Raw genomic sequence first — 10,358 nt, forward strand, 5'->3', positions numbered from 1 at the left:
CGCCGCGGGGGCGGCGCTCGTCGCGGCGTTGCGCCGGGTGCAGGGCGGCGACGCGGCCTATGCCGGGGTCGCGGTGCAGGAGATGCCGTGCCTGTTCGCCTGCCGCGAGTCCTGCGCCGTCCACCTCCGCGCGCCGGGCAAGGTCGGTTATGTCCTCGGCCGGTTCGACCCGACCGACGAGGCGGCGCGCGCGATCCTCGATTACGCGCGCGCTTATGCCGCGAGCGAGTGGGGGCAGGTGCCGTACCGCGACTGGCCCGAGGGGGTGAAGGGCCATTTCATCACCCGCACTCCGCCTGAAGGATATGTCGTCGCATGAGGATGTTCGGATCGGTCGCCGCGTTCGAGACCGCGCTCGCCACCCTCCCCGCCCCGGATCGCGTCGCGCGCGATGCGGCAGCGGCGCGACAGGCGCAACTCACCAAACCGCCCGGCTCGCTCGGCCGGCTGGAGGAAATCGCATTGTTCGTCGCCGGCTGGCACGGCGCCGCGCGGCCACGCATCGCGCGCGGCCGCGCATTGGTGTTCGCCGGCAACCACGGCGTCGTCGCACGCGGGGTGAGCGCCTTTCCCGCCGCGGTGACCGCGCAGATGGTAGCGAATTTCGCCGCCGGGGGCGCGGCGATCAATGCGCTCGCCGCTGCCGCCGGGCTGGCCCTGTCGGTCGTCCCGCTCGATCTCGACCGACCGACCGAGGATTTCACCACCGGCCCGGCGATGACCGCCGATGACTGTCTCGCCGCGCTCGACGCCGGCGCCGCGGCGATCGGCGATGCCGATCTGCTGGTGCTCGGCGAGATGGGGATCGGCAACACCACCGCCGCCGCCGCGCTCGCCGCGGCGAGCTTCGGCGGGGCGGGGGCGGACTGGGTCGGCCCCGGCACCGGGGTCGATGCGGCCGGGGTGCAGCGCAAGGCGGCGGTCGTCGACATGGCGTTGGCGCATCACGCCGGGCACCTCGACCAACCGTTCGAGATCCTGCGCCGGGTGGGCGGGCGCGAGATCGTCGCGATCGCCGGCGCGATCATCGCCGCGCGCCACGCACGCATCCCCGTGCTGCTCGACGGCTTCATCGGCACCGCCGCGATCGCCCCGCTGGCGCACGGCAATGCCGCGATCACCGACCATTGCCTCGCCGGGCATTGTTCGGCCGAGCCGGGGCACCGCGGCTTGCTCGACCGGCTCGGGCTGTCGCCGCTGCTCATGCTCGACATGCGATTGGGCGAGGGCAGCGGCGCGGCGGTGGCGGCGCAGATCGTCCGCGCCGCGCTCGCCGCGCATGATGAAATGGCGACCTTCGCCGAGGCCGGCGTCGCCGGGGGATGACGCGCTTCGCGCTCCACCTGCTGCGACACGGCGCGCCGGTCGTCACCGGGCGGATGCTCGGGCATCACGATGCCGAGGTTACGGCGGGCGGCATCGCGGCATGCGTCGCGCAGGCGCGAGGACTTCCGCCGGTCGATGCCCTAATCGCCTCCGATCTCACCCGCGCACGACGCTGCGCCGAGGCGATCGGCACGCCGCGGCGCGACCCGCGCTGGCGCGAACTCGATTTCGGCGCGTGGGACGGGCTGGCGGCGAGCGATATCGACCCCGTCGCGCTGGCGTGCTTCCACGATGACCCGGATGCTCACCCGCCCCCCGGCGGCGAAAGCTGGTCGGCGCTGGTCGCGCGGGTCGGCGCGGCGATCGACGATCTCGCCCCCGTCCCGACATTGGTGGTGACCCATGGCGGGGCGATGCGTGCCGCGCTCGCGCATCTCTGCGGGCTGAGTCTCGCCGCGACCTGGGCGTTCGACCTGCCCTATGCCGCGATGCTGTCGCTCACCGTGTGGGAGGGACAATCGCGCCGCGCGCAGATCAACGAGCTGCGGCAATGCGATCGCTGATCGTCGCGCTCGCCTTCCTCACCCGCCTGCCGATGCCGCGGCTTGCCGCCGATGCGCGCGATTTCGCGCGCGCGGTACGGCTCTATCCGGTCGCCGGGCTCGCGATCGGCGTGCTGGTGGCGGGCGCGGGATGGCTCGGCGGACGGATCGATCCGTGGCTCGGCGCGCTCGCCGCGACGACATTATGGATATGGGCGACGGGCGCGCTCCACCTCGACGGGCTGGGCGACGTCGCCGACGGGCTCGGCGCCGCGCACGGCGATCGCACCCGGCTTTTGCAGGTGATGCGCGATCCGCACATCGGCAGCTTCGGCGTCACCGCGATCGCGCTGCAACTCGCCGCCAAGCTGGTACTGCTCCACCTTGTCCTGCCGACTAGCTGGCTTGCGCTGATCGCGATCCCCGCCGCGGCGCGGCTCGGGCCGCTGGCCTGGGCGCGGTTCCTGCCCCCGCTGCGCGACAGCGGTTTGGGCGCGAGCATCGCCGGCGCGATCACGCTGCCGATATTGGCCGCATGGGGCCTCGCGCTGGCCGCTGCCTGCTTGCTGTTGCCACCGCTCGCTACGGCGCCGGTGCTGATCGGCGCATTCGGCTGGTGGGCGCATCACCGCCTCGGCGGGGTCACCGGGGATGTCCACGGCGCGGGAATCGAGCTGGTCGAAACCGGGCTGCTGCTCGCCTTCGCGCTTCGCCTCGGGTGAGACGATAGCTAAGCCCTTCGGTTCCCGCGCAATATCCATATACTCCGACATTTATTGCTGGACATTTGCAACAAATCCGCGAATTTCGCCGAAGCCCCCCGCCGTCAGGGCGATATTGCTGCCGCGGCAGGGGCATCTTTAGGGGAGGAATGCTCCGGGCGTCCTCCACCCGCTTGCGGGCAACTCTCTCCTGGAGCGCGGTCGCGCCATCCCCTCCCCCCGGGCAGCAGGCCGCGCTCCCTCCACTGCCCCCGGTCCTTACCCGCAAATTGGCAGCCTTTCCGGGATAGCGACATCGCGCCGCGGAAACCCCTCTTGTTAACGCTCACATTTCGCGGTTATTGTCGGCGCATTAGATGGAGGGGATGGCGGAATGCCCGAAGGGACCGTCGACAGCCTGGTTTCGACGATAACCGGCATATTGTCGCCACATGGCGCGGGCGCGAGCTACACGCCCGGCGATTTCAGCGTGCATTTCTTCATGCAGCTCGCGGTGATCCTTCTCGCCTGCCGTCTGGTCGGCTGGGCGGGTCAGCGGATGCTCGGCCAGCCGCAGGTCGTGGGGGAGATGATCGCCGGCGTCGTGCTGGGCCCGTCATTGCTCGGGCTGTTCTTTCCCGACTTTCAGCTGGCGCTGTTTCCCAAGGAGACCCGCAACGTCCTCTACGCCGGCGCGCAGCTCGGCGTGGGGCTTTATATGTTCATGGTCGGGCTGACGCTCCGGCTCGATCATTTCCAGGCGAAAGCGCGCAGCGCCGGGGCGGTGTCCGCCGCCGGGATCGTCGCGCCCTTCGTGCTCGCCGCCCTTGTCACGCCGTCGCTGCTGTCGGTCGACGGCCTGTTCGCGCCGGGAATCGGCCAGGGCAGCGCCACGCTGTTCATGGGGGCCTGCATCGCGCTGACCGCTTTTCCGATGCTGGCACGGATCATCAACGAACGCGGTCTGGCGGATTCGTCGCTCGGGACATTGTCGCTGACCGCCGGCGCGTTCGACGATGCCGCATCGTGGTGCGTATTGGCCGTGGTGCTGGCGACGTTCGGCGGCGGCGCCGGACTGGCGATACTCGCGATCGGCGGCGCGACATTATATGTCGGCTTCATGCTGCTATGGGGCCGGCGGCTGCTCGCGCCGCTCGGCCGCATCGTCGAGGCGCAGGGCAGCATGAGCACCAATGTCCTGGCGCTCACGATGCTGCTGTTCTGCCTCTCCGCCTTCGTGATGGACGCGATCGGCATTCACGCCATTTTCGGCGGCTTCATCCTCGGCGCCTGCATGCCGCGCGGCGCCTTCGTCGACGAGCTGAAACGCAAGGTCGAGCCGCTGGCAGTCGTGCTGCTGCTGCCGATGTTCTTCACCTATTCGGGGCTCAATACGCGCCTCGACATGGTCAATTCGGCGTCGCTGCTGCTCGTTGCGCTCGGCATCCTGGCGGCGTCGGTGCTGGCGAAATTCGGTGCCTGCTGGGCAGCGGCACGGCTTGCCGGCGAGGATAATCGCACCGCGCTCGGCATCGGCGCGCTGATGAACTCGCGCGGCCTGATGGAATTGATCATCATCAATATCGGCCTGCAGAAGGGGATCATCGGCCCCTCGCTGTTCTCGATGCTGGTGCTGATGGCGATCGTCACCACGATGATGGCGGGGCCGTTGTTCGAGCTCGTCTACGGCGCGAAAGCGCGCGCCGACGGCGAGCTCGCCGCGCTGAAGGCGGGGTAGGAGCGCGTCTCCACAAAACGGACAATCGACGGGAGGAAATGATGAGCAAGGCTTTCAGGCCGCTGTTGGCGGCCGCACTGCTGGCGTTCGCGGCGTCGGCCGCGCCGGCGCAGACCGGGGCGGACGCGCCGATCGTGCTGGCCGTCGATACCCGTTCGCCGGGCCCCCGGATCGATCGCAACCTGTTCGGCCAGTTCGCGGAGCACCTCGGCACCGGGATTTACGGCGGCGTCTGGGTCGGCCGGGATTCGTCCATTCCCAATGTGCGCGGCATCCGCAAGGACGTGGTCGCCGCGTTGCGCGCGATCAAGGTGCCGAATGTACGCTGGCCCGGCGGATGCTTCGCCGACGAATATCATTGGCGCGACGGCATCGGCCCGGCGAAGGGCCGGAAGGTGTCGATAAACTCCAACTGGGGCGACGCGGTAGAACCGAACAGCTTCGGCACCGACGAATTCTTCGACTTCATCGACCAGATCGGCAGCGAAGCCTATGTCTCGGTCAATCTCGGCTCCGGCACCGTCAAGGAAGCGGCCGACTGGCTGGCCTATATGACGGCGGACCCAAAGACCACCGCCGGCCAGGAGCGCGCGGCGAACGGGCATCCGGCGCCCTATAAGGTCAAATATCTCGGCATCGGCAATGAATCCTGGGGCTGTGGCGGCTCGTTCAGCGGCGACGAATATGTCGCGCTGATGCGGCCATTTGCGCGCTTTGTGCGCAACTATAACCCCGCCCAGACGGGCGACGAGACGATGCGGCGTATCGCGGTGGGGCCGGGTGACGCCAAGCTCGATTACACCGAAGCGGTCATGAAGGCCTATAAGGACCATAATTGGGCCTGGAGCATCGAGGGCTTGTCGCTCCACAGCTATACCACCGCGGGCTGGCCGCCATCCTATGCAAGCGAGAATTTCGACGAAGCGGCTTATGCCAGCCTGATCAAATCGACATGGGACATGGATAAGCTCATCCTCGCCCATGCCGCGGTGATGGACAAATATGATCCGGAGAAGAAAGTCCCGCTCGTCGTGGACGAATGGGGCGTCTGGCTGAAGCCCAATGCAGGCACCAACCCGGGGTTTCTCCAGCAGCAGAATTCGCTGCGCGACGCGATCATCGCCGCGCTCAACCTCAACATCTTCGCGCGCCACGCCGATCGCGTGCGGATGGCGAACATCGCCCAGATGACCAATGTGCTGCAGGCGATGATCCTGACCGACGGGCCGAAGATGGTGCTGACGCCGACCTATCACATCTTCAAAATGTACCTGCCCTTCCAGGACGCGACATTCGTTCCGCTCAAGCTCGACGCGGGCAGCTATACGCATGGCGCGGTGACGATGCCGCGGCTCGACGCAATCGCGGCGCGCGATACGGCCGGCAAATTGTGGCTTGCGCTCACCAACGTCGATCCGCACCGCGCCGCGCGGATCGAGGCGAGCGTCGCCGGGATGACCGTCCACGGCGCGCGCGGAGAGATATTGAGCGCGCCGCGCTTCGATGCGGTCAACAGCTTCGCCTCGCCGGAGGTGGTGCGTCCGAAGCCCTTCACCGGCGTCGTGAAGGACGGGCGTGCGGCGCTCGTCATTCCCGCGAAATCCGTCGTGGTGGTGGCGATCGACTGACCGGCTATCGGTCCGGCAACGTGACCTTGCGTTGCGATGGTGATCGGCGCAGCTAGGGCGGCCAGAGGAGGAATGCGATGCCGACGCCGGTGAAGAAGGGCGATGTGCCGAGATCTGAAGACGATAAGAGCGCGATTGCCCCGGAATCCTCCAGAGGATCCGGGCGGCGGCTTCGCGGCGCGGTCGCGCATTATCTCGGCACCGCCATCGTTTCCGGACGGATCGCGCCGGGCGAGACGCTCACCGGCGAGGTCGCCAATGCCGAGGCGCTGAGCGTCTCGCGCAGCGCCTATCGCGAGGCGGTTCAGGTGCTGACCGCCAAAGGTCTGTTGGAAAGCCGGCCCCGGGCGGGAACCCGCGTTCTGCCGCGCAGCCGCTGGAATATATTGGACCCGACGTTGCTTGCCTGGGCGTTCTCCGGTGAGCCCGACATCAATTTCGTCCGCGATCTGTTCGAATTACGGGCGATTGTCGAACCGGCGGCGGCGCGGCTGGCGGCGGCGCGGCGGAGCAAGGAAGACTTGAAGGCGATGAAGGACGCGCTCGGCGCGATGCGCCGCCATACGCTCGCGACGGAGGCGGGCCGGATCGCGGACCGGGATTTTCACGAGGCGATTCTCGCCGCGACCCAGAACAGCGCACTGACCGCGCTGACCGCCAGCATCGGCGCGGCGGTGAACTGGACGACGCAGTTCAAGCAGCGGATGCGTGCCCTGCCGCGCGATCCGTTGCCCGGCCATGTCCGCGTTTACGACGCGATCGCCGCCGCTGACGCGGATGCCGCGGCCGCGGCGATGCACACGCTCGTCGATCAGGCGCTGGAGGACACGCGCGCCGCGATCACCAATCTCGCCGCCGATCGGGAATAGCGCGACGAGACAGGCGCCGCGGCGGCGAGCTCGGACATGCCTTAGCGTCGCAGCGCTGCATCTCCCCAGACGACCGGATCGGGGAAACGCATCGCCGTCGGTGCCCGCGCGACCAGCTCGATCAGCTTCACGCCGCGCACATCCGCGGCGATCGCGACCGGCTTCTCGCCAAACCGCAACGGCGGCGTCCGCGCGAGCAACTTGCCATCGCCATAGACGGTGAAGGTCACCGGCTGGCTGCGATCTCGCGCGGACTGATCGATCCCGACCGTGGCAGTGAAGCGCGCATAGCCCGCGTTGCGCACCTCGAGCCGTGAATTGGCGAGCACGCCGATGCCGGTGTCATAACGTTGACCGCTGATCGTCAATTGCTGGCCATAAGGCGTGGCGTCCGCCTGCGCACCGCCCCAGCCGCCGTAACGCGGTGGCTCGCGGCTGGCACGCGTGCCGAGCCAGGGGAGCAGCGCGCGATAGATCATTGGCTCCGCCTCGGGCACCGTCACCCCGTCGACCGCGGGGTTCACGCTGCCCGGCTGTTCGGACAGGTAAAGGCCATCCGCCAGACGGCGGGTGCCCTTGGCGGTAAATAGCAGCGTCTCCCGCGCGCCGAGCGCGAAATTCTGCTGCCCGCGGAAGCGGCTGTGGCCACCGCGCCACACGTCGGTCAGCTCGATATCGGCATCCGGCAGGAATTTCATGTGCGATGCCAGCAGCGTCGCCTCGATCGGCGCCGAGGTACGGTTGAGGATCGCGACCGCGCGGTCGCCGTTGCTCAGCGCCTTGACGAAGATCGACACCTCGTCCGAATCGAACGCGAGCACCGCCTGGTTGCCCGCGGGATCCTGATTGAGCGCGATGACGCGGCTGTTGCCGAGCAGGTCGATCAGCGCGCGATCCGCCTTGCGAAGGTCGTAACCGATCATCAGCGGCGCGTTCAGCATCGCCCATAAGCTGAAGTGCGAGCGTGCTTCGACCAGATGGTTCGCGTCGAAATCGCCGCTGCCGACGAACAGCATGTCGGGGTCGTTCCAGGACCCCGGATGCGCATAAAGCGCGCGCCGCGCCGCGCTGTCGAGATTGTGCAGCATCCGGCTCCATTTGGGCGAAATATCCTCGCTGGTGCGCGATATGCTGCCCACGTCCTTTGCCCAGGAACGCACGTCGGCCGAGCCCCAGAGGCAGATGGAGTAGATGAAGTCATTGTCCGGCTTGACGCTTTCGATCGCGGTCCCGACCTGCTGATAGAGCCGCCGCACCGCCGCGACGTCGGTCGCCCCCACCGAATCGCTGTCGATCAGCGGATCGAGCGCGCGATAGACGCCGGCCCTGACCAGCGGATTGCTGGCCGGCAGCCCGCGAATGCCGCATCCGTCGACCTTGATCAGGTCAAACCCCCATTCCTGGAAATAGAGGCGGATGTCCTGCTCGACATGGCCGTAGAGACCGACCTCGCGCTCGGCGACGCTGCCCTCGGGCTGATTGGCGAAATTCGACGTATAGATCTGCCCGCAACTGTTGCGGCCGATGTCGGAATAGATGCCCGCTTTCAATCCCATCGCGTGCAGCCGATCGGTGAGCGGGCGAAAACTGGTGCGGCCGTCGGGCAATCGGGCGGAGGGAAATTTTGCCGCGCGGATGACCATCCGGCCGTCAGGCTGGTTGCGGCGCAACCACCAGCCGTCGTCGATGTCGATATAGCGATAACCCTTCTGCGCCAGCCCCGAATCGACGATAATACGCGCGGAAGCGAGCACTTTCTCCTCGTCGATGTCGCTGTTGAACGCATTCCAGCTCGCCCAGCCCATCGGCGGCAGCGCCGCCGCGCCCCGGGCATAAGCCGTCCAGCGCGCGGTCGGATCGAGCGGATCGGCGGATGCGGCGAGCGGCGCGACCGCCTGCATTGCGGCGGCCAGCAGCAAGGCACCGCGCGTGACGAGCCGGCGCGACGACGACGATGAACGGTTCGTCATGGATCAGAAAGCCAGATTCTTGCCGAAGAACGGCAGCACGAAATTCTGGAAACGCACGGCGACATCGTTGGTATGTGTCCCCGAGTAGATTTCGAAGCTGTTCGCGACACCATAATTGTCGAGTATCTGATGCAGCTTCTGCGCATCATCCTTCAGACTATCCTGATCGCCGACATCGATCGCGATCGCCCGATATTGGCGCAGACGCGCGATATATTGATCGACAAAGGCCAGCGGGGCATTCGCCGCCCAGCGGGCCAGCACGTCGCGCTTCTGCGCTTCGTCGCCGGTCGGCAGATCGAAGTAGAAGGGCGGGTTCTTCGGATCGGGCGACCAGGCGGAGGCCGCGGCGAATTGCGCGCGCACCCCCCATGGCAAGGCCGCGGTGTCGGCCATTGTTTTCGTCGTCTTGAGCGCGGCTTCGGCTTCCGGACTCAACGGCATCGCGCCCCGCGCCGAAAGGCAGCAGGGGCTCATCATATAAAGCGCGCCGAACACGTCGGCATGCTTCATCCCGATACGGCTTGCGCCATAACCGCCCATCGAATGCCCGACGAGCCCACGACTTTCCCGCCGGGCGATCGTGCGATAATGCGCATCGATATAGGCGACCAGATCGCGCGAGACGAAGGTTTCGAAATCGCCCGTCGTGGGGGAACTCGAATACATCGATCCGTTGTGCACCGTCTTGCTATCGGGAAACACGACGATCATGTCCTTCACCCCGCGCGCGAACGCGCCCTCGACCGTCTGGGGGACATGAATCTCGCCCGACCATTGCTCCGCGCCGATCGAATAGCCGTGCAGCGCATAGACCACCGGATAGCGACGCTTCGGATCCTTCGCGTAACCGGGCGGCAACATGACCAGCACATCGCGGTCGGCGGCATTGCCCTCCAGATTGCCCTCCAGCGCCGGCGAATGCACCTTGATCCGCTCGACGGTGACCGGTTTAGCGGACGGTTCGACCGCCGGCACATTGGTCTTGACCTGCGCGGCGGCGGGGGACGCCAGGGCGAGCGTCGGCAGCGCGACGCTCGCGATCAGCACCCTCAGCAAATTCTTCCTCATATCATTATCCTCTCTCGAACCTCGATCCCTGTCGGGACGTCGCTTTCATTTGTCCGCTTAATTGCCGCCGAAACGATCACCCGCCGCGCAGCATCTGCATGACCATCGCGCGGATGCGGCCGTAATTTCCTACCGCGAGCGGCCCCAGAATGCCGTGTCGCTCCTCGGGAATGTGGCGCAGCGGATGCCCGTCCGGCCGGAACACATAATGATCGAACAGCGCGCGCCATGCGGCGCGTTCGGCGGGCGGCCGCTCGGCGATGGCGATCATCGCCAGCATCATCGCGGTATTGGGCGCGTCCGGTCCGGCGCTGAACTCGTCCCACCAGTAATTGACGAGCAGATTGATCGACCCCGTCGCCTCGACCCGGTGCCACCACAATTTCGGCAGGTAAAGCGCGTCGCCGGCCTCGAGCTCGGCGACCGTCGCGCGGGCCTCGGCCGATGCGGAGGTCGCTAGGCTGGTCGCCCGGCCGGACATCGTGAAATCGACCGGCCCGATATGAAGGTCGG

General features: G+C 67.2%; 10 protein-coding genes. 7 read left to right on the forward strand and 3 right to left on the reverse strand.

What is annotated here, in order from left to right; all coding sequences use genetic code 11:
• The 7 genes from BGN95_RS15765 to BGN95_RS15795 form a co-directional block, all read left to right on the forward strand.
• On the forward strand, positions 1-319 hold a 319-nt coding region (locus BGN95_RS15765; RefSeq protein ID WP_286773256.1), incomplete at its 5' end, for a DUF1636 domain-containing protein.
• Positions 316-1,326, forward strand: coding sequence for a nicotinate-nucleotide--dimethylbenzimidazole phosphoribosyltransferase (cobT, locus tag BGN95_RS15770; RefSeq protein WP_286773257.1), 1,011 nt, complete (start codon positions 316-318; stop codon positions 1,324-1,326). The genes BGN95_RS15765 and cobT, both read left to right, overlap by 4 nt.
• On the forward strand, positions 1,323-1,889 hold the full coding sequence (locus BGN95_RS15775; RefSeq protein ID WP_286773258.1) for a histidine phosphatase family protein: 567 nt from the start codon (positions 1,323-1,325) through the stop codon (positions 1,887-1,889). Before cobT ends, BGN95_RS15775 begins: the two co-directional genes overlap by 4 nt.
• Complete coding sequence (cobS, locus tag BGN95_RS15780; RefSeq protein WP_286773259.1) at positions 1,877-2,590, forward strand: adenosylcobinamide-GDP ribazoletransferase; 714 nt, start codon at positions 1,877-1,879, stop codon at positions 2,588-2,590. The genes BGN95_RS15775 and cobS overlap by 13 nt, the downstream gene beginning before the upstream one ends.
• Before the next feature lie 373 nt (positions 2,591-2,963).
• On the forward strand, positions 2,964-4,307 hold the full coding sequence (locus BGN95_RS15785; protein WP_286773260.1) for a cation:proton antiporter: 1,344 nt from the start codon (positions 2,964-2,966) through the stop codon (positions 4,305-4,307).
• Between the two features lie 41 nt (positions 4,308-4,348).
• Complete coding sequence (locus tag BGN95_RS15790; RefSeq protein WP_353744711.1) at positions 4,349-5,935, forward strand: alpha-N-arabinofuranosidase; 1,587 nt, start codon at positions 4,349-4,351, stop codon at positions 5,933-5,935.
• 77 nt (positions 5,936-6,012) lie between these two features.
• On the forward strand, positions 6,013-6,804 hold the full coding sequence (locus BGN95_RS15795; RefSeq protein WP_265311819.1) for a FadR/GntR family transcriptional regulator: 792 nt from the start codon (positions 6,013-6,015) through the stop codon (positions 6,802-6,804).
• Between the two features lie 41 nt (positions 6,805-6,845).
• On the opposite strand, the gene BGN95_RS15800 is transcribed toward BGN95_RS15795, so the two are convergent.
• The 3 genes from BGN95_RS15800 to BGN95_RS15810 form a co-directional block, all read right to left on the reverse strand.
• On the reverse strand, positions 6,846-8,774 hold the full coding sequence (locus BGN95_RS15800; protein WP_502688302.1) for an NPCBM/NEW2 domain-containing protein: 1,929 nt from the start codon (positions 8,772-8,774) through the stop codon (positions 6,846-6,848).
• Between the two features lie 3 nt (positions 8,775-8,777).
• Positions 8,778-9,845 (reverse strand): alpha/beta hydrolase, encoded by a 1,068-nt coding sequence (locus tag BGN95_RS15805; RefSeq protein ID WP_286773262.1) that lies wholly within the window; start codon positions 9,843-9,845, stop codon positions 8,778-8,780.
• A gap of 76 nt (positions 9,846-9,921) precedes the next feature.
• The coding region (locus BGN95_RS15810) for a cupin-like domain-containing protein (protein ID WP_286773263.1) at positions 9,922-10,358 on the reverse strand (437 nt) is incomplete at its 5' end.

It is taken from the genome of Sphingomonas sp. 66-10, from assembly GCF_001897045.1.
Classification (GTDB): Bacteria; Pseudomonadota; Alphaproteobacteria; order Sphingomonadales; family Sphingomonadaceae; genus Sphingomonas; species Sphingomonas lycopersici.

Coding starts and splice junctions, on each gene's coding strand:
- cobT (WP_286773257.1), top strand. CDS start 316: ATGAGGATGTTCGGATCGGTCGCCGCGTTCGAGACCGCGCTCGCCACC.
- BGN95_RS15805 (WP_286773262.1), bottom strand. CDS start 9,845: ATGAGGAAGAATTTGCTGAGGGTGCTGATCGCGAGCGTCGCGCTGCCG.
- BGN95_RS15785 (WP_286773260.1), top strand. CDS start 2,964: ATGCCCGAAGGGACCGTCGACAGCCTGGTTTCGACGATAACCGGCATA.
- BGN95_RS15775 (WP_286773258.1), top strand. CDS start 1,323: ATGACGCGCTTCGCGCTCCACCTGCTGCGACACGGCGCGCCGGTCGTC.
- BGN95_RS15800 (WP_502688302.1), bottom strand. CDS start 8,774: ATGACGAACCGTTCATCGTCGTCGTCGCGCCGGCTCGTCACGCGCGGT.
- BGN95_RS15795 (WP_265311819.1), top strand. CDS start 6,013: ATGCCGACGCCGGTGAAGAAGGGCGATGTGCCGAGATCTGAAGACGAT.
- cobS (WP_286773259.1), top strand. CDS start 1,877: ATGCGATCGCTGATCGTCGCGCTCGCCTTCCTCACCCGCCTGCCGATG.
- BGN95_RS15790 (WP_353744711.1), top strand. CDS start 4,349: ATGAGCAAGGCTTTCAGGCCGCTGTTGGCGGCCGCACTGCTGGCGTTC.